Raw genomic sequence first — 18,361 nt, 5'->3', positions numbered from 1 at the left:
CGGTTGGTCAGCGCCGGCCATGGGTTCGGCTCAGTCCTTGAGGTCGGGGCTGGGGTCCAGGACCCGGGCGAGCCAGTCGGTCTGGGCGCGCCGTGCTGCGGCCGACACGCGGACCTCGGGGAACAGCGCCGAGAATCCGTGGAAGCCCCCGGCCCACAGGTGCAACTCGGCCTGGCCACCGGCGGCCCAGATCCGGGTCGCGTAGCTGACGTCCTCGTCGCGAAAGACCTCGGCGGTCCCGGCGTCGATGTACGTGGTCGGCAGACCGGACAGGTCGTCCGCCAGCGCGGGTGAGACGTACGCGGAGACGTTCTGGTCGGTGTGCCCGCCGAGGACGCTGCGCCACCCGAACTCGTTCATCTCCCGGGTCCACACGCCGTCCAGCCCGCTGTACTGACGGCTGGAGATGGTGTCGTTGCGGTGGTCGAGCATGGGGCACGACAGCAACTGCGCGGCGATGGTCGGGGTGTTGCGGTCGCGAGCCATCAGCGTGACTCCTGCCGCCAGGCCACCCCCTGCGCTGGCGCCGGCCACGACGACGCGGGCCGGGTCGATGCCGAGGTCCACGGCGTTCTCAGCGACCCAGAGCAGGCCCTGGTAGCAGTCGTCGACCAGCGTCGTACCGGTTGCCTCCGGCGCCAGCCGGTAGTCCACAGTGATCACGACGGCGCCGAACCGGTCGAGCCATTCCAGCGGGACATCTATGTTCGAGAAGCGGTCGCCCCACATCATCCCGCCGCCGTGGATCCAGTAGACGCAGGGTGCGCCGGCGGCGCGATCGGTGGGACTGAGAATGGACAGCGGGATCGGCGTTCCGTCACTGGCGGGAACGGTGACCTCGCGCCGCTCGACCGCTCGGCCTTCCAGCTGGCTGTCGATCGACGGTTGGGGGAAGTGGCGCAGCTGCTCGATCACCTCGGGGCCGAGGGGCGGCATCGGCGGCAGTTCGGCCAGGGGTACGAGCAACTCGGGGTCGATGCCCGGTCGGGGGAGGTTCATCACGGATCCTTTCGCTGAAACGGTCAGGGGCGGTCGGTGCGGTCGCCGGTTCAGAAGGTCGCCTTGCCGCCGACCGGCACCGCGTCGGTGTATGCCGAGTCGCCGGCCAGCAGCGGCTGAAGCTTCGCGACGAGGGCCTGCGCCTGCTCGCCGCCGAAGAACGCGCTGTGCGCCTCGGCGCTGGTCCAGCCTTCGATGACGTGGACGACGTCGCGGTCGGACGCCGAGCGGGCCACGAGGAAGACCACGCAGTCGTCGTGCGGCAGGGACGGTGCGTCGAGCAACAACTGGATCAGCTCGTCCGCCTTGCCCGGCTGAGCGGTCATGGTGGCCTGGAACCCGTGGTGGACAGACATCGTGGAGACTCCTAATCGTTGAGCTGTGCTGCGCTCTTCAGGAAACTGACACTCCTATGGAAGCGCACCCACCAGCAGAAACGTTAGAAGGATGCTCGCCGGTCCTTGCCTGATCCTCTCGTTGTGGCGAGGATCGGTCCTGTGCTTCAATCGGCCCGTGGATCTCGACGAGCTGCGGGCACTGCTGGCCCGGCACGCCCGAACGGACATGAGCACCGCCATCGAGGGGGTGCTGATCTCCAAGGTCGACCAGCAGACGGCACCGACCACGTCGATGTCGGGCACCGTGCTGGCACTCATCGCTCAAGGCGCCAAACAGATGGCGCTGGGCGACCGCGTGTACGAGTACCGCGCGGGCCAGTACCTCGTCGCGTCGGTCGACCTGCCGGTCACCGGCCGCTTCACGCAGGCAAGCGCCGACGCGCCGGCTCTGGGGTTCGGGCTGGTGCTACACCCGGCCATGGTCGCGGAGCTGCTGCTGCAGGCGGCGCCCGGCGACCTTCCGCCCCTGGCTGGGCCGACGCCGTCGGGGCTGCTGGTCAGCGACGCTCCCGACGAGCTCGGCGACGCGGTGATCCGACTGCTTCGTTTGCTGGACCGACCGCGGGACGTCACGGTGCTCGCGCCCCTGATCAAGCGGGAGATCCTGTGGCGGCTGCTCACCGGGGAGCAGGGTGCGGCCGTACGGCAGCTCGGTCTGGCCGACAGCAGCCTCAGTCACATCGCCCGGGCGGTCCGGTGGATCCGTGACCACTACGCGCAGCCGTTCCGGGTGGAGGATCTGGCACGGCTGACCGGAATGAGCGTGTCGGCGTTCTATCGCAACTTCCAGGCAGTGACCGCGATGAGTCCGATCCAGTTCCAGAAGCAGATCCGACTGCAGGAGGCCCGGCTCCTGCTCGCCACGCACCCCAACGACGTCACCGGGGTGGGCATCCGAGTCGGCTACGAGAGCCCGTCGCAGTTCAGCCGCGAATATCGTCGCCAGTTCGGCGCGCCTCCCAGCCAGGACGCCACCCGCCTGCGGGGCGCCACCCGAGCCGAGGTGCCGGCGGTCGTCTGACCGTCAGCGTTCACCCTGGTGCCCAGACGACAGCCGACGGGCGCCGCCACAGTCGTGGCGGCGCCCGCCGAACGGGTCGGGGCCGGGTCAGCGGCGGTTGTACCTGTGCATGGTCAGGGTGCCGAAGACGACCAGGAAGCCGGCGCTCCAGACCAGCAACCACATGGTGGCCGACGGGTCCGAGTCGCCGCTCATCGCCCCACGGATCGCCGCGACCAGCTGCGTCACCGGGTTGACCTTCACGAACGCCTGGAGCCAGCCGGGCATGGTGCTCGGGTCGACGAAGACGTTGCTCAGGAACGTCAGCGGGAACAGCACCATCATGCTGACCCCCATCACCGACTTCTCGCTGCGCAGGATCAGCCCGAAGAACGTCCACACCCAGGAGAAGGCGAACGAGAAGACCACCAGCAGCCCGATCCCGATGGCCACGCCGACGACCCCGCCGGCGGGCCGGAAGCCGAGCGCCAGCCCCAGGCCCAGGATCACCAGGGCGGCGAGGATGTAGCGCAGCACGTCGCCGAAGATCATGCCGACCAGGGCGGACGGACGCCAGACGGGCAGCGTCCGGAACCGGTCGAAGATGCCCTTCTCGATGTCGGTGTTGAGGCCGACGCCGGTGTACATGGTGATCATCACGACGCTGGTCACCATGATGCCGGGCAGGAAGAACTGCAGATATTCGCGCGGGCTGCCGGCGAGGGCGCCACCGAACAGGTACGTGAACATCAGCACCATGATGATCGGGAACGCGGTGACGTCGAAGAGCTGCTCCGGCACGTGTTTGATCTTCAGCATGGCCCGCCAGCCGAAGGTGAGCGACGCGCCCAGCGCGCTGGGTCGGGGCGGTCGGGTACCGGGCGCGAGCACTGTCGCCAGCGCGTCGGCGGACGGCACGTAGACGGACGGCGCCCGTTCGGTGGTGGTCGTGGTGTCGCTCATCGGGCTGCCTCCAGCTTGTTGTCGGGCTCGCCGGCCGGCACGGCGGGGTGATCGGTCAGGGCAAGGAAGACCTCGTCGAGACTCGGCTGGCCGAGGGAGAAGTTGTCCACGACGATGCCGGCGCGGGCCAGCTCGCCGAGCGCGCGCGAGGCCTGGGCGCTGGCATCGAGGTCGGTGCCGGCCTCACCGACGCGGGCGGTCAACGCCACCGGGTCGGCGGCGAGCTGCACCGGCACGCCGAGCGCCTCCCGGAGCACCCTCTCCGCCTCCGGCCGCTGGCCGGGATCGCGCAGTCGCAGGTGGACGGTGCCGGAGCCGATAGACGACTTCAACTCACCCGGGGTGCCCTCCGCGATCACCCGGCCGTGGTCGACGACCGCGATCCGCCCGGCGAGCTGGTCGGCCTCGTCGAGGTACTGGGTTGTCAGCAGCACTGTGGTGCCGTGCGACACCACCGCCCGGACGATCTCCCACACCTGGTTGCGGCTGCGGGGGTCGAGGCCGGTCGTCGGCTCGTCGAGGAAGAGCAGGTCGGGCGTGTTCAGGATGCTGGCGGCGATGTCGATGCGCCGCCGCATCCCACCCGAGTACTTCTTCACCTGGCGGTCGCTCGCCTCGGTCAGTCCGAACGCGGCGAGCAGGGCCGCCGCGCGCTCCCGGGCGGCCGGCTTGCGCAGACCGAGCAGGCGGGCGAGGAGCACCAGGTTCTCCGTACCGGTCAGGTCCTCGTCGACCGAGGCGTACTGGCCGGTGAGGCTGACCCGGGACCGGACCTTGTCGGCCTCGGTGACCACGTCGTGGCCGAAGACCCGGGCCGAACCGCCGTCGGGGCGCAGCAACGTCGCGAGCACCCGGACCGCTGTGGTCTTGCCCGCGCCGTTGGGGCCGAGCAGACCGTAGACGGTGCCGGCGGGCACCTGAAGGTCGATCCCGGCCAACGCCCGGGTGTCCCCGAACGAGCGGGTGAGCCCCTCGGCCTCGATGGCCAGGCCGGTGGTGCGTCTACTCATGATCCTTACCTTTCGTGTTGGACGTGTTCAGGAGACGTACGGTCGAGCCGCCCGGGCGTCGCGCAGAGCCAGGCCCCACCAGCGGAGCTGGTCGAGCAGGACGCTGGCGTCCCGGCGTAGCTCGTCGGTGCACTGCGGTGTCGGCTCGCCGCCGAGCAGGTCGATCCCGACGACGTCACGCACCGTCATCGCGTGCAGCGCCGTGAAGACGGTGCGGAGCTGGTCGACCGCGTACCGGCCGGTGGACCGACAGCCGTACGACACGAAGCCGACCGGTTTGGCCTGCCACTCGTCGTACGCGTAGTCGATGGCTTGTTTTAGCGGTGCGGGGAAGCTGTGGTTGTACTCGGGGGTGACCACGACGAACGCGTCCGCTCGACCCACCTCGCGGACGAACGCCCGGATCGACGCGGTCGGTTCGGCGGGGTAGCTGGCCGGGAAGTCGTACTCGGTCAGGTCAACGACGGTCACCGCCAGGTCGTCGTGCCGCGCGGCCTGTTCGGTGAACCAGCTGGTGACCCGGTCGCCGGCCCGCCCCTCCCGGGTGCTGCCGATGATCACGGCGATCCTGAGCGGTGTCATCATCCCCCCTCCCGAGTTGTCGGTTCCACCTCTTCGGCGCGAGAAAGCAGCACGCCGCCCGCTAGATCGGATCTAGCGGGCGGCGTTTCGGGGCGGAATGTCAGTGGGGTCGGCTTGACTGTGGTCGACGGACAGGGGAGTGGGCATGGCACAGGTACGCATCGCACCGTGGGACGAGGACGACCTCGACCTGCTGCGGGAGCTCAACTCACCGGACACCCGCAAGCACACCGGCGGCCCGGAGACCGACGAGCAGGTGCTCGCCCGGCACGACCGGTACGTGCACTTCGCCGGGACCGGACAGGGCGCGATGTTCACGCTGGTGCTGCCGGACGGCGTGCGGGCCGGCAGTGTCGGCTACTGGGGCCGCGACTGGCGCGACCGACCGGTCTACGAGCTGGGCTGGGCGGTGCTGCCCTCTTACCGGGGGCAGGGGCTGGCGACCGTAGCGGTGCGGGCGGTCATCGACGTGTTGCGCGCTCGGCAGGACCGGCGCTACGCCCACGCCTACCCCTCGGTCGACAATCCCGCCTCGAACGCGGTCTGCCGCAAGGCCGGTTTCACACTGCTCGGCGAGACGGACTTCGAATACCCGCCGGGGCAGCTGATGCGCGCCAACGACTGGCAACTCGACCTGACAGCCCCGCCGACCGCAAGCTGAGGTCGGCGGGGCGGCCGGTGACCGGTCACCAGGTGGTGTCGAGGCGGTGCCGTTGCTCGGCGGTCAGCTCCAGCTCGACCGCTGCCAGGCTCTCCTCCAGTTGCGCCACCGACGAGGCGCCCACCAGCGGGATGGACGGCAGCTCACCGCCCAGCAGCCAGGCGAGCACCACCTGGTTGACCGTCGCGCCGCTCTGCCCGGCCACCTCCCGCAGCGCGGCCAGTCGCCGGGGCGCGCTCGGCAGGTCGTACGCCGAGCTGAGCGGCTTGTCCGCCCGGGTGAACGCCCCCTTGAGCAGCGGCGAGTACGCCACCAGGGTCAAGTCGGGCTCGGCACGCAGGTAGCTGAGCAGGTCACCGCTGACGCCGCCCGGCTCGCCGTCCGGGTCCAACTCGCTGACCAGGTCGGTGCGGTTCGGCAGGTAACTGCGCTGGTACTGGAGCACCTCGTACCCCGGCAGGTCCGCGGCGGCGGCCAACGCCCGGGCCCGCTCCACCCGCCAGGCCCGGTGGTTGCTGGCACCCAGCAGACCCACCGTGCCCTCGGCGACCAGTTCGGCGAAGCCCTCCACGGTCTCCTGGAGCGGCACGGTCCGGTCCTCGATGTGTGCGTAGAGCAGGTCCAGTCGCTCCACCCCGAGCCGTTCCCGGCTGCGCTCCGCGGACTCGCGGATCACCTTGGCGGAAAGGCCCTCCGCGTTGTCCAGGTAGCTGGTCCCCGGGGCCAGCGGTCGAGCGCCCAGCTTGGTGGCGATGACGATCTCGGCACCGACGCCCCGGCTGCGCCGCCACCGGCCGAGCAGTTCCTCGCTCTGCCCGCCCTGCCCGCCGTCCACCCAGAACGCGTAGTTGTCCGACGTGTCGATGAACGTGCCACCAGCCTCGACGTACCGGTCGAGGATCGCGTACGAGGTGGCCTCGTCGGTGGCGCTGCCGAAGAGCATCGCGCCGAGGCTCAGCACGCTGACCTCGCGCCGGGTCGCCGGGTCAGCGCCGATCGTGCGGTACCGCATGGGGATCTCCTCTCGTGCGCCCTACCGGTGGGCGCACGGGTCACCCTGCCGGCTGGAGCGCACTCCAGGTCAAGCGCTCACCGTCACCAGGGCAGCACGCCGTACCCACCGCCGGCGTCCATCTGGAAGCCCCAGAGCAGCCCGCTCGGTCCGTCGGCTGGCAGGGTCGCCAGGTGCACGCTCACCTCGGCGCCCTGCTCGGCGGTGCGGAAGCCGCTGTTGCTGTTCAGGTCGGTGGCGCAGTAGCCCGGGTTCGCCGCGTTCACCTTGATCGGGGTGTCCCGCAGTTCCTTGGCGTACATCGCGGTGAGCATGTTCAGCGCCGCCTTCGACGACGGGTACGGCACTGAGGTCAGCGCGAACAGCGCTCCCGCCGGGTCGGTCATGACCGCGATCGAGCCGACCTCGCTGGAGACGTTGACGATCCGGGCCGCCGGCGCGCGGCGCAGCAGCGGCAGCAGCGCGTTGGTCACCGTCGCCACCCCGAACACGTTCGTCTCGTAGACGCGGCGCAGCGTCGCCACTGTCGTCTCGCTGGGCAGCCCCTGAGCGCCGTCGGCGAGGACGATGCCGGCGTTGTTGACCAGCACGTCCAGTTGCCCGTGTTCCGCCTGGACCTGTTTCGCTGCGGCTGTCACCGATTCGGCGTCGGTCACGTCGATCGGCACGAACCGGGCGTCCGTGCCGCCGTCGCGCAGCTCCCGCTCGGCTGCCCGACCGCGCTCGGCGTCGCGGGCACCCACCAGCACGGTCATCCCGAGGGCGCCGAGCTGGCGGGCTGTGGCGAAGCCGATCCCCTTGTTGGCCCCGGTGATCAGGGCGATCCTGTTCGTCATGCCGTCGAGCCTCGCCGGGCTGGCCGCGCCCGGGGAGAGACGGGCGGAGGCTGGGACCAGCGGTACCACCTTCGCCGGGACGGACCGGGGCATGCTGGAGGCATGACGGGCAGCGGGTTGCGGCGCGACGAACTGGCGGCGTTCCTGCGTACCCGCCGCGCCCGGCTGCGCCCCGCCGAGGTCGGGCTCCCCGAGGGCGAACGCCGACGTACCCCCGGGCTGCGCCGGCAGGAGGTCGCCCAGCTCGCCGGGATGTCGATCGACTACTACATCCGGCTTGAGCAGGGCCGAGGGCCGCACCCGTCTCGGCAGGTGCTCGCCTCGATGGCCCGGGCGCTGCTGCTGAGCCGGGACGAGCGCGAGTACCTGTTCCGGATCGCCGGGGAAAATCCGCCACCGGTCGGCGGGCCGAGCCGGGAGGTGCCCTCCGGGTTGCGGCACCTGCTCGACGCCATGACCGAGACCCCGGCGTACCTCGTCGACGCCGCGTACCACGTGCTGGCCTGGAACCGCCTGGCCACGTACTTCGTGGGGGATCTCGCGGCCGTGCCCGACGCGGACCGCAACATGATCCGCTGGACGTTCCGGCAGCCGGCGACCAGCGCGCACTGGACCGATGCCGAGGTGATCCGATTCGTGCGAACCACGGTCGCGGACCTGCGGGCCGCCTACGGGCGCTACCCGGCCGACCCGGCGATCCGCGAGCTGGTCACCGAGCTGCTCGGCACCTCACCCCGGTTCGCCCGGCTCTGGGCCGAGCACGACGTCGAGGAACGCCGACCGGTCGTCAAGCGGGTGCCGCACCCCGAGCTGGGGCCCTTGGAGTTCGAGTGCCGCGTCCTGCTGGTGCCGGAGACCGACCAGCGGATGATCGTCTACGTCCCCGAGCCCGGATCGCCGACCCACGCGGTGTTCCGCCGGATCGCCGAGCGCGTCGGCTCCTGAGCGCCGGGAACAGCGTGATTGACCCGCCGGGAACAGCGTGATGCCTCAGGGTCATCAAGATGACTCTGAGGCATCACGCATTCAGGAGACCTGCCCGCCGAGCGGCGGGCTCAGGTCAGCGGGGGACGTAGGCGAAGGTGTCCGGGTTCGGGCCCTGCCGCCCGGCCTCGCCCTTGTTCAGCGCGGTGATCCGCTCCATCGCCGTGTCGTCCAGCTCGAAGTCGAAGATCCGGGTGTTCTCCTCGATCCGCTTCGGCGTGGTCGACTTCGGGAAGATGATGTCGCCTCGCTGCACGTGCCAGCGGAGCACCACCTGCGCCGGGGTCCGGTCGAGCTGACCGGCGATGTCGACCACCGTCGGGTCGTCCAGCACCTTGCCCTGCGCGATGGGCGACCACGCCTCGGTGAGGATGTTGTGCTCGCGGCCGTAGGCGCGGACCTCGTCGTTGGTGAAGTACGGGTGCGCCTCGATCTGGTTGACCGCCGGCACGACGTCCGCCTCGGCGGCCAGCCGCTCCAGGTGCGCCACCTGGAAGTTCGACACGCCGATCGAGCGGGCGCGGCCGTCGCGCTGGAACTCCTCCAGCACCTTCCAGGTCGAGACGTAGTCGCCGTCGTACAGGGTCGGCAACGGCCAGTGGATCAGGAACAGGTCGATGTAGTCCATCTTCAGCGCAGCGAGCGTCGAGTCGAACGCCTTGCGGGCGTCGTCGGGGCGGTGGAAGCCGTTGTTCAGCTTGCTGGTCACGTACACCGAACCCCGGTCGAGGCCGGACATCCGGATCGCCTCACCGACCTCGGCCTCGTTGCCGTACATCTCGGCGGTGTCGATGTGCCGGTAGCCCGTCTCAAGGGCCGTGGTCACCGCCGCGACGGTGTCCTTCGGCTCGATCTGGAACACCCCGAAGCCGAGCTGCGGAATGGTGGTGCCGTCGTTCAGGCTGATGTCGGGAATGGTGATTGCCACTGCGGCTCCTTCGCGTCATCTTCGTTGCCTGTCATCCATACCCGGGTGTGCGGTCGGTGCACCGCCCAAACCGAGGTGACGAGCGCAACGCCGGGACGGTTCACCCGGTCGTGTCGAAGAGCACAGGCCAGGGCCGTGCCGCCGGCGGCGAGGTTCCGGCCGGCGCGGGCGGCGCGGGCTCGGCGTCGGCCAGCACCTCGGCGGCGAGCTGCCCGAACATCGACGCCGCCGGGTGCGCCGACCGGTCCGGCCAGGCCGCCGACGTCCGCTTGGCCAGCGGCGCGCCGGCGATCGGCCGCCAGGCGACGCGGGGTTCCCGTCGCGCCACCGTCGCCGGTTCCACGGCCACCCCGCCGCCGGCCAGCACCAGGCCGAAGAGGAACTCCGGGTTGCGGGCCGGGCGCACCCGGGCCGGGCGCCAACCCTGCTGTCGGCACACCGCCAGCAGGTGGTCGTGCCAGCCGGGAGCGGTAGCCCGGGGCGCGGCCACCAGATCCAGACCGGCCAGCGACGCGAGCGCCACCTCCCGGTCGCGGGCCAGCGGCGAGGTGCGGGGCAGCAACACCCCCAGGGGTACGTCCACCGGGGCGCCGAAGCGCAGCCCGTCCGCCGACACCGGGTGGTGCACGAGCCCCACGTCGAGGGTCCGCTCGGCGAGCATCCGCACCTGCTCGGCGGTCGTCAGCTCGTGCAGCTCCACGTCCAGGCCGGCTGCCCGGGTGGTGAGCCCGTCCAGCAGCGCGCGCAGCGTCACCGCGGGCGTCTCCGGTGGCACCCCGGCCCGGAGTACGCCCAGCTCACCGGCCCGGACCTGCCCCATCAGGTTGCGGAGCCGACCCTCACCCGCGAGCAGTTCCTCCGCCTCGCCGAGCAGCAGCTCACCGGCGGTGGTGAGGCGTACCTGGCGGCGGGACCGGTCGAACAACTCGACGGTCAGCTCCCGTTCCAGCCGCTGGATCGACTGGCTCAGGGGCGGCTGGGCCATCCCGAGCAGCTCCGCAGCCCGCCCGAAGTGCAGTTCGTGCGCGACCACCACGAAGTGCCGCAGGTGCCGGAGCAGATCCACGGCCGGACCCTACGCCAGCGCCGAAGCCTGGCCGCTGGATACCGTGCTGGCGTGGACGTCAGCGAGCGCATCGAGGCCATCTTCGCCGCCGTGGGGGTGACGGCCAGCCTGCACGTGGTGGACGTGGACGCCACCGACCCGACCCCCGGCGGCACCGCCGACGGCGTTCCGGAGATCGGGCTGCGGGCCGACGACCAGGTGGTGATCGCCTCGATCTTCAAGGTCCTGCTGGTGCTGGAGTTCGCCCGGCAGGTCGAGGCCGGTCAACTGGACCCCACCGAACGGGTCCTGGTCACCGCCGACGACCGGCTCGGTGGGTGGGGTCTGGCCGGCTGCACCGACGACGCCGAGGTGTCGCTGCGCGACCTCGCGTACTTCGCCATGTCGGTCACCGACAACACCGCCGCCGACCTGCTGCTGCGCCGGGTCGGCCCGGACCTGCTGCCGATGCTCGCCGCCGAGCTGGGGCTGAGCCGTACCCGCGTCCTCGGCGGCCCTCGGGACCTGGTCGAGTTGATGCTCGCCGACGTGGGCGCACGCACGGAGGCGGAGTTCGCCCGGATCTTCCCCACGTTGCCGGAGGAACGGGTCCGGGCGATGCGGGTCTTCGACCCTGAGCACACCACCTCCAGCACCGCCCGGGAGATCACCCGGTTGCTCACCCTGATCTGGCGGGACGAGGCCGGGCCGCCTGCCGCCTGCGCGATGGTCCGCACCTGGATGGCCCGGCAGATCTTCTGGACCCGGCTGGCCGCCGGGTTCCCGCCGGGCGTCCGGGTCTCCGGAAAGACCGGCACCCTGCCCGGTCTGCACCTGGAGGCCGGGGTTGCCGAATATCCCGACGGCGGCCGGTATGCGATCGCCGTCTTCGCCCGTGCCGACCGGTTGGCCTCGCGGCGGATCGACGTGGATTTGGCGATGGGGGAGGCCGCCCGGACGGCCGTCGAGGCGCTGCGCGGCGACTGATTCCGCACCCGCCGCAGCCTCGGCGTGCCGCACCTGAGCTGGCCCGATATCCGCTGACGTATCGGAGTCGGTCGTCTTCGATCTTGGACCGGAGCCCGGTGGCGCTGGTTGGCTCGTGGTCGACCAACCGCCCGACCACGGGGAGTGGAACCGCATGCCCAGTCTCGACCGCCGACGTTTCCTGCGCGACACCGCCGCCACCACCGCCCTGGTGACCACCGGTGGGCTCGCCGCCGGCGCCGCCACCCCGGCCCACGCCGCGACGCCGGCCGCCGCACCCACCCCCACCGCCCGGCGCAAGGGCGCGGTCAGCTTCCGCTGGTGGGGTACGGCCGGCTGGCGCGTCGACATCGCCGACCGCACGGTTCTCGTCGACCCGTTCCTCAGCCGGATCGACACCGGGCTGTTCACCGGCGCGTTCAGGACCGACACCCCGTTGACAGTGCGCGCCGACGTGATCGACCCGCGCGTCGAGAAGGCCACGACGGTGCTGGTCACGCACACCCACTGGGACCACTTCATGGACGTGCCCCACATCGCCAAGCGCACCGGCGCGCGGGTGTTCGGCACGCTGACCGCGTACCACCTGGGGTTGGCCTACGGGGTGCCGTCGACGCAGCTCAGCCCGGTCAAGGGTGGGGAGGTGCTGGACTTCGGGGACCACACCGTCGAGGTCGTCGGCTCGCTGCACAGCCGCAACCCGTCGTACTCCCTGGCCTTTCCGGGGGTGCGGGTGAGCCAGCCCGCGCAGCCGGCGACCATCGCGGACCTGCCGGAGGGCGACACGCTGGGCTACCTGCTGCGGATCGACGGCGGCCCGTCGGTGTACTTCACCGGGGCCAGCGACGTCGCCGAGCGGAACCTCACCGGCCTGTCGCCCGACGTGGCGATGGTGGCCCTGCAGAACGCCACCACCACCGGCGACTACCTGCCGCGTCTGCTGGCCGGCCTCGACTATCCGAAGGTCGTGGTGCCGGTGCACTTCGACAACTTCGAGACGGCGCTTCAGAACCCGCCGCCGGTCGCCCCGACCGACCGCACCCGGTTGAACGACATGATCGCGGCCGTCCGCCGGATCTCGCCGCGCAGCCGGGTGCTGGTGCCCGAGTACGAGACCGCGTACCACTTCTGAGCAGCGTCGGTGGGGGTCGCCGAGCCGCGGCCCCCACCCTGGTCAGGCGGCGGTCATCTCCGCCAGGGCCCGCACCGACTTCCAGTTGCGGCTGGTCGACACCACGCCGAGCTTCTTCTCCAGGTACGCGTTGGTGAACTTCGACCGCCCGTAACCGCCGTCGACGAAGTGCAGGAAGACCTCCCGGCCGGTCACCGTGAACGACACGTTCTCCCCACCGGGCACGGTCAGCGCGTCCACAGTGGACTTCTTCGGCGGGGTGGCGAGGAAGGCCACCAGCAGCCTCGTCGGGTCGTCCTCCCGGTCGGCGTACGGGTTGCCGCCGGCCGCCGCCGCCAGCTCCCGGCCACTGCGCACCAGCACCGGCACCGTCAACGCCAGCTCGTCGGCCAGGGCCCGCTCGATCCCGGCGGCCAGCTTCTCCGCGTCGCGCACGGTGCTGCCGAAGGCCACGTTGCCGCTCTGCAGGTACGTCTTGACGTCCTCGTGCCCGAGGTCGGCGACGATCCGACGCAGGTCGGCCATCGCCAGCCTGGTGGTGCCGACGTTGACCCCGCGCAGCAGGGCGACGTACCGGGTCATGGCTCCTCCTGGGTTCGCGGCCGACCGGCTCAGCGTAGGCCGCCCGGCCCCACCAGTCCCGTTTCGTACGCGACGATGACCAGTTGCGCCCGGTCGCGTACGGCCAGCTTGGTCAGCAGCCGCCCGACGTGCGTCTTGACGGTGGCCTGGCTGAGGTTGAGGTGCGTGGCCAGCTCCGCGTTGGACAGGCCCCGGGCGATCAGCGCGAGCACCTCCCGTTCCCGCTCGGTCACCCCGTCGAGCTGCCGGGGCAGCGGCCGGGTCGGCTCCGGCTGCCGGGCGAACTCGTCGATCAGCCGGCGGGTCACCGTCGGCGCGAGCAGCCCCTCACCGGCGGCGACCACCCGGATCCCGGTCAGCAGGTCCGCCGGTGGGGTGTCCTTGAGCAGGAAGCCGCTGGCGCCGGCGCGCAACGCCCCGTAGACGTACTCGTCCAGGTCGAACGTGGTCAGGATGATGACCCGGGTGCCGGCCGTCGCCGGGTCGGCGCAGATCCGCCGGGTCGCCTCGATGCCGTCCATCTCCGGCATCCGGATGTCCATCAGCACCACGTCCGGACGGTACCGTTCGGTCAACGCGACGGCTTCCACACCGGTGCCCGCCTCGCCGACAGTCGTGCAGTCCCCGGCGAGATCCACCAGCAGCCGGAAGCTGCCGCGCAGCAGCGCCTGGTCGTCGGCGATCAGCACCCGAATCACGTGGCCACCCGGTAGGGCAGGCTGGCCGTCACCGCGAAGCCGCCATCGGAGCGTGGCCCGGCCCGGAACTCCCCACCGTGCAACGCGACCCGTTCCCGCATGCCGATCAACCCGTGCCCCTCCCCGCCGATCAGCACCGGACGCCGACCGTCGTCGGTCACCTCCACCCGCACCTCGTCGGGAGTGACGGTCACCGTAGCCCGGCAGGCGGCCGGCGCCGCGTGCTTCACCACGTTGGTCACCGCCTCCTGCACGATCCGGTACACAGCGAGGCCCACCGACTCCGGGACCGCGCCGGCCGGTTCCTCCCGCCGGACGTCGAGCCGGACGTCGACACCGCCGATCGCCGCCTGCTTGGCGAGCACGGGCAACTCGTCCAGCCCGGGCGTCGGCGCGTACGGGGTGCCCTCCCGCAGGACGCCGAGCACCCGACGGACGTCGGTCAGCGCGGTGCGGCCGGTCTCCTCGATCACCCGCAGGGCGGCCCCCGCCTCCCGTGGGTCGGCCTCGGCGACGTGGTTGGCGACGGCCGCCTTCACCACGATGAGGCTCAGCGTGTGCGCGACCACGTCGTGCAGCTCACGGGCCACCCGCAGTCGTTCCTCGGTGGCGGCCTGACGGACCAGTTGGTCACTCTGCCGGCTGGCGAGGGCGCGTCGCTCGCGGAGCAGCCAGCCGATCACCCAGGCGGGCGCGATCATGACGGTGGCGTAGACGACGGCACCGGTGCGTGACCACAGATCGCCGGCGGTCAGCACCAGCGCGACGCTCACCAGGGCGAGACAACCGGCGGCGCTGAGCAGCGAGCGGCGGGTGGTCGTCGACACGGCCACCGTGTAGAAGGACAGCCCGATGGCGACCGCCGGGGCGGCAGCGGCGAAGTTGGGGATCACGCCGGTGACCAGGGTCGCGGCGGTGCTGCCGCTGATCACGACGGCGACGGGGATCGGCCACCGTCGCCGGACGGCCAACGGCAGCCCGAGGACCATCCCGACGAGCACTGACACCCAGAGCGGCTCGCGTACGCCACCGTGCAGCGGCGACTCCAGCGCGGCGTACGGGCAGAGCAGCCCACCGACCGCCACGGCCAGCACGGCGTCCACGATGTACAGGTCCACCGGTCGCAGCCGCCGGGTCAGCAGGGGAGCGGTCACCTGCCAGACGGTAGCGGCCAGCCGGGTCGGCCGCGTCCACCCACGGGCGGTCATCCCGCAGGACGACGTACCGGCGGTTCCGGGCCCTCGCCTCCACCCGGGGGAGGGCTGGAAAGTGCCCGCGCCGGCACGACGCGCGCCACCCCGCGCACCGGGCACCGTGGCGGTCGTGACCACAGACACGGTGACCCTGACGGGGCTGCGCGCGGTGTACGGCACCGGGACCCGGCGGGTGACGGCGCTCGACGGTGTGACGACCAGCTTCGCGAGCGGCACCTTCACGGCGGTGATGGGCCCCTCGGGCTCGGGGAAGTCCACCCTGCTGCACTGCGCGGCGGGGCTGGACAGCCCGACCGAGGGGACCGTCACGATCGACGGCACCCGCCTCGACGACCTCGGCGAGGACGAGCTGACCCGGCTGCGGCGTGACCGGATCGGGTTCGTGTTCCAGGCGTTCAATCTGGTGTCCACGCTGACCGCCGCGCAGAACGTCGAGTTGCCGTTGCGCCTGGCCGGCCGCCGCCCGCCGGCTCGGGACGTCGTCGCCGCGCTCGACGCTGTCGGGTTGGCCGACCGGGCCGGACACCGGCCGAGTGAGCTGTCCGGCGGCGAGCAGCAGCGCGTCGCCGTGGCCCGCGCGTTGATCACCCGCCCGGCTGTGGTCTTCGCCGACGAGCCGACCGGGGCGCTGGACAGCGCGGCGTCCCGACAGGTGCTCCGACTGCTCCGTGGGCTCGTCGACGACCACGGGCAGACCGTCGTGATGGTGACCCACGATCCTGCCGCCGCCGCGTACGCCGATCGGGTCCTGCTGCTCGCCGACGGCCGCGTCGTCGACGAGCTGGAGGGCGGGATCACCGCGGCGGTGGTCGCCGCCCGGATCGCCGAACGGGAGACGACTCCTGCGGAGACGGCCGCGGGGCCGTCGTGGTGAGCATCCGGCGGTCGGTCAGCGCGTTCGTGGCCGTGGCCATCGGGGTCACCCTGGTCGCGGCGGCCACCCTGCTCCTCGCCTCCGGGCGCCCACAGGTGCCGGACCGGCTCGCGCGGGCGGCGGTCGTGGTGCAGAGCCCCGAAGCGGGCGCGTCGGCCGACTCGTTCGTGCCGACCCGGCCCTGGTCCGCCACCGCGACGGCGGGACTCGTCGGCCGGCTGGCGGCCCTGCCCGGTGTCGCGGCGGCGGTGCCGGACCGGACCTTCTACGCCCAGCCGCTCATCGACGGTCGACCCGCGGGCAGCGACACCCACGAGGGGCACAGTTGGTCCAGTGCCCAGCTCGGTGGACTGCGCCTCATGGCCGGCGAGCCGCCGCGCCGGCCCGGCGAGGTGGTCGTCGGCCGCGCGCTCGGGCTGCGCACCGGCGCACCGGTCACCCTGCTGACGGCTGTGGGTGCGGAGTCGTACACCGTCACCGGTCTGGTCGACGGGGACGGCGTCCATGTCGCGGACGAGGTCGCCGCGACGCTCGCGCCCGGCGTCCGGGCCATCGGGCTGGTGCTCACGGCGGACGCCGACCCGGAGCGGGTCGCCACGGCGGCTCGCGGGATCGTCGGCACCGACGGACGGGTGCTCACCGGAGACGCGCGTGGCGCGCTGGAGCCGCGCAACGACGCCCGCACCCGCTGGATCGGCATGCAGGTGCTCACCGCCACGGCGGCCCTCGCCGGCTTCGTAACGGTGTTCGTGGTCGCCTCCACCTTCGCGTTCACCATCGCGCAACGCCGCCGTGAGCTGGGCCTGCTGCGCGCCGTCGGCGCTACCGGGCGACAGGTCCGCCGCATGGTCTACGGCGAGGCGCTCGTCGTCGGCGCCTCGGGTGGGATCGTCGGCCTGCTGGTCGGCGGAGGGCTCGCGCCGCTGCTCGGTTGGCTTCTCGTCGACGCCGGCTTCGAACCACCGACCTTCCGGGTCGGGTACGAGCCCTGGCCGGTGGCCCTCTCGCTCGTCGCCGGTCCGGTGATCTCGCTGCTGGCCGTCTGGTCGGCGTCCCGGCCGGCGGCGCGGGTTCGACCGTTGGAGGCGTTGCGCGAGGCGGCGGTGGAGCAGCGACCGATCGGGCGGCTGCGCGTCGCCACCGGTGCGCTGCTCGTCGCGGTGGGCGTCGCCCTCAGCGTCGGGACGGCGACAGCCGACGAGGCCCGCGTCGCTGGGCAGTACGCCCTGTACGCGGTGATGGCGCTGGTGGCCGGCGCAACAGTGCTCTCCCCGGCGGTGGTCGGGCCGGTGGTGCGACTGCTGCGGTCTCCGGTGCGGCGACGTGGTGGCGCGATCGGGATGCTGGTCCGGGGCGGGGCGTTGACCGCGACGCGGCGGACCGCGTCCACTGCCGCCCCGGTGCTGCTCACCGTCGCCTTCGCGGTGCTGGTGTCCGGGATGGTGCGGACCACCACCGCCGCCTACGCGGCAGGACGGGCGGACAACGTGAACGTCGGCTGGATCGTGCTGCCCGACCGGGCGCCCGGTCTGTCGGACCAGGCCGTCGCCGCGACCGGTGGCACCGCCCTCCTGCCGACCACTGTCTTCCGCACCGATCCCGGAACAGCGCCGGCGGACCGGCCGCTGACCGCGCTGGGTGTGGACCCGGCCGGCTTCGCCGCCGCGAACCGTGCGCTCACCGTCGTCGCCGGCTCGCTCGACGACCTGCGTGGTGACGACACCGTGGTGGTGACCGCCTCGGCGAACCTGCGGCCGTCCGAGCCGTACGCGGTGGTCTTCGCCGACGGGACGCTGGTGTCGTTGCGCGTCGTCGCCGTGGTCACCGACGCCTCGCTCCCCGGGGACCTGCTCGTGCCCAGGGCGGTGGTGCGTACGCACGACCCGTCGGCGTTGACGTCCACTGTGTACGTCCGGGACCGGATCGCAGCGCCGGTCGGCGCGCGGATCGTCGACGTCGCCACCTGGGCGGCCGAGGCGGATGCCGCCGAGGACCGACTCGTCTGGCTCTTCACGCTGCTGCTGATCGGTGTGTCGGCCGGCTACGGGGCCATCGCGGTGGCGAACACGCTGCTGCTGGCAGCCGCCGGCCGGGCCGCGGACCTACGGCTGATCCGGATGGCCGGTGCGACCCGGCGACAGGTCGTCTGGCTGGTCACTGCCGAATCCGCACTGGTGGTGCTGATCGGTGCGCTGCTCGGTGGGGCTGTCGCCTTCGTCGGTCTGCTCAGCATCCGCGCCGGCCTCGCCGAGCAGGTCGGTGCCCCCGTCGACCTGGTGGTGCCGTGGTCGGTGGTCGCCGGGGTGGTGGGGCTGTGCCTGCTGCTCGCGGTGCTGGCGAGCGTGCTGCCGACGTGGCGGTCGCTGCGACACCGCCCCGCGCGGTCCTCGGTCGGGGTCGCCGGATGACCGCGTCCCCGCCCCCCGAGGAAGCGGCCAGGCCGCTACCGTCCATGG

General features: G+C 72.1%; 19 protein-coding genes. 7 read left to right on the top strand and 12 right to left on the bottom strand.

What is annotated here, in order from left to right:
• Positions 1–30: 30 nt before the first annotated feature.
• Both KBX46_RS26855 and KBX46_RS26850 read right to left on the bottom strand, forming a co-directional pair.
• On the bottom strand, positions 31–999 hold the full coding sequence (locus KBX46_RS26855) for an alpha/beta hydrolase (protein WP_210794626.1): 969 nt from the start codon (positions 997–999) through the stop codon (positions 31–33).
• A gap of 50 nt (positions 1,000–1,049) precedes the next feature.
• Entirely contained in the window at positions 1,050–1,355 is a 306-nt protein-coding gene (locus tag KBX46_RS26850; protein WP_210794623.1) for a putative quinol monooxygenase, read from the bottom strand.
• 157 nt (positions 1,356–1,512) lie between these two features.
• Here KBX46_RS26850 and KBX46_RS26845 point away from each other — a divergent pair, with 157 nt between their 5' ends.
• The gene (locus KBX46_RS26845) at positions 1,513–2,418 is read left to right on the top strand and encodes an AraC family transcriptional regulator (RefSeq protein ID WP_308159702.1); all 906 of its coding nucleotides are present in this window, start codon (positions 1,513–1,515) and stop codon (positions 2,416–2,418) included.
• An 87-nt stretch (positions 2,419–2,505) separates the two neighbouring features.
• Here the strand turns inward: KBX46_RS26845 and KBX46_RS26840 are convergent, their stop codons facing one another.
• Genes KBX46_RS26840 through KBX46_RS26830 form a run of 3 tightly spaced genes read right to left on the bottom strand, consistent with a single transcriptional unit; the run spans position 2,506 to position 4,955 of the window.
• A complete protein-coding gene (locus tag KBX46_RS26840) occupies positions 2,506–3,360 on the bottom strand; it encodes an ABC transporter permease (RefSeq protein WP_210794621.1) in 855 nt (284 codons plus the stop codon).
• Positions 3,357–4,370 carry an ATP-binding cassette domain-containing protein gene (locus KBX46_RS26835; RefSeq protein ID WP_210794620.1) on the bottom strand — a complete coding sequence of 338 codons (1,014 nt, stop codon included), beginning with the start codon at positions 4,368–4,370 and terminating at the stop codon, positions 3,357–3,359. The genes KBX46_RS26840 and KBX46_RS26835 overlap by 4 nt, the downstream gene beginning before the upstream one ends.
• 27 nt (positions 4,371–4,397) lie before the next feature.
• Complete coding sequence (locus KBX46_RS26830; protein WP_088946389.1) at positions 4,398–4,955, bottom strand: NADPH-dependent FMN reductase; 558 nt, start codon at positions 4,953–4,955, stop codon at positions 4,398–4,400.
• Positions 4,956–5,097: 142 nt separating this feature from the next.
• On the opposite strand from KBX46_RS26830, the gene KBX46_RS26825 reads away from it, so the two are divergent.
• Entirely contained in the window at positions 5,098–5,613 is a 516-nt protein-coding gene (locus KBX46_RS26825) for a GNAT family N-acetyltransferase (RefSeq protein WP_210794619.1), read from the top strand.
• A 25-nt stretch (positions 5,614–5,638) separates the two neighbouring features.
• Here the strand turns inward: KBX46_RS26825 and KBX46_RS26820 are convergent, their stop codons facing one another.
• Both KBX46_RS26820 and KBX46_RS26815 read right to left on the bottom strand, forming a co-directional pair.
• The gene (locus KBX46_RS26820) at positions 5,639–6,625 is read right to left on the bottom strand and encodes an aldo/keto reductase (RefSeq protein WP_210794618.1); all 987 of its coding nucleotides are present in this window, start codon (positions 6,623–6,625) and stop codon (positions 5,639–5,641) included.
• Between the two features lie 83 nt (positions 6,626–6,708).
• Complete coding sequence (locus tag KBX46_RS26815; protein ID WP_210794616.1) at positions 6,709–7,461, bottom strand: SDR family oxidoreductase; 753 nt, start codon at positions 7,459–7,461, stop codon at positions 6,709–6,711.
• 102 nt (positions 7,462–7,563) lie between these two features.
• Here KBX46_RS26815 and KBX46_RS26810 point away from each other — a divergent pair, with 102 nt between their 5' ends.
• Positions 7,564–8,406, top strand: coding sequence for a helix-turn-helix transcriptional regulator (locus KBX46_RS26810; protein WP_210794614.1), 843 nt, complete (start codon positions 7,564–7,566; stop codon positions 8,404–8,406).
• A 115-nt stretch (positions 8,407–8,521) separates the two neighbouring features.
• Here KBX46_RS26810 and KBX46_RS26805 read toward each other — a convergent pair whose 3' ends face one another.
• Positions 8,522–9,373, bottom strand: coding sequence for an aldo/keto reductase (locus KBX46_RS26805; protein WP_210794612.1), 852 nt, complete (start codon positions 9,371–9,373; stop codon positions 8,522–8,524).
• Positions 9,374–9,473: 100 nt separating this feature from the next.
• Entirely contained in the window at positions 9,474–10,439 is a 966-nt protein-coding gene (locus KBX46_RS26800; RefSeq protein WP_210794610.1) for a LysR family transcriptional regulator, read from the bottom strand.
• A 51-nt stretch (positions 10,440–10,490) separates the two neighbouring features.
• On the opposite strand from KBX46_RS26800, the gene KBX46_RS26795 reads away from it, so the two are divergent.
• Positions 10,491–11,405 carry a serine hydrolase gene (locus tag KBX46_RS26795; protein ID WP_141908044.1) on the top strand — a complete coding sequence of 305 codons (915 nt, stop codon included), beginning with the start codon at positions 10,491–10,493 and terminating at the stop codon, positions 11,403–11,405.
• A 154-nt stretch (positions 11,406–11,559) separates the two neighbouring features.
• Positions 11,560–12,537: an MBL fold metallo-hydrolase gene (locus tag KBX46_RS26790; protein WP_210794608.1), complete on the top strand. Its 978-nt coding sequence runs from the start codon at positions 11,560–11,562 to the stop codon at positions 12,535–12,537.
• A 42-nt stretch (positions 12,538–12,579) separates the two neighbouring features.
• Here the strand turns inward: KBX46_RS26790 and KBX46_RS26785 are convergent, their stop codons facing one another.
• Genes KBX46_RS26785 through KBX46_RS26775 form a run of 3 tightly spaced genes read right to left on the bottom strand, consistent with a single transcriptional unit; the run spans position 12,580 to position 14,971 of the window.
• Positions 12,580–13,119 carry a DUF1697 domain-containing protein gene (locus KBX46_RS26785; protein WP_210794606.1) on the bottom strand — a complete coding sequence of 180 codons (540 nt, stop codon included), beginning with the start codon at positions 13,117–13,119 and terminating at the stop codon, positions 12,580–12,582.
• A 29-nt stretch (positions 13,120–13,148) separates the two neighbouring features.
• Positions 13,149–13,817 (bottom strand): response regulator transcription factor, encoded by a 669-nt coding sequence (locus tag KBX46_RS26780; protein WP_099850861.1) that lies wholly within the window; start codon positions 13,815–13,817, stop codon positions 13,149–13,151.
• Positions 13,814–14,971 (bottom strand): sensor histidine kinase, encoded by a 1,158-nt coding sequence (locus KBX46_RS26775; RefSeq protein ID WP_231927228.1) that lies wholly within the window; start codon positions 14,969–14,971, stop codon positions 13,814–13,816. The genes KBX46_RS26780 and KBX46_RS26775 overlap by 4 nt, the downstream gene beginning before the upstream one ends.
• A gap of 169 nt (positions 14,972–15,140) precedes the next feature.
• Here KBX46_RS26775 and KBX46_RS26770 point away from each other — a divergent pair, with 169 nt between their 5' ends.
• Positions 15,141–15,905 (top strand): ABC transporter ATP-binding protein, encoded by a 765-nt coding sequence (locus KBX46_RS26770; protein ID WP_210794604.1) that lies wholly within the window; start codon positions 15,141–15,143, stop codon positions 15,903–15,905.
• Positions 15,899–18,313, top strand: a complete 2,415-nt coding sequence (locus KBX46_RS26765; protein ID WP_308159701.1) for an FtsX-like permease family protein — start codon at positions 15,899–15,901, stop codon at positions 18,311–18,313. Before KBX46_RS26770 ends, KBX46_RS26765 begins: the two co-directional genes overlap by 7 nt.
• Positions 18,314–18,361: the final 48 nt, after the last annotated feature.

Source organism: Micromonospora sp. C81 (assembly GCF_018070425.1).
Taxonomy (GTDB): Bacteria; Actinomycetota; Actinomycetes; order Mycobacteriales; family Micromonosporaceae; genus Micromonospora; species Micromonospora zamorensis.
Note: the sequence above shows the minus strand (reverse complement) of the source record. Positions and strands in the feature narration are given on the sequence as shown.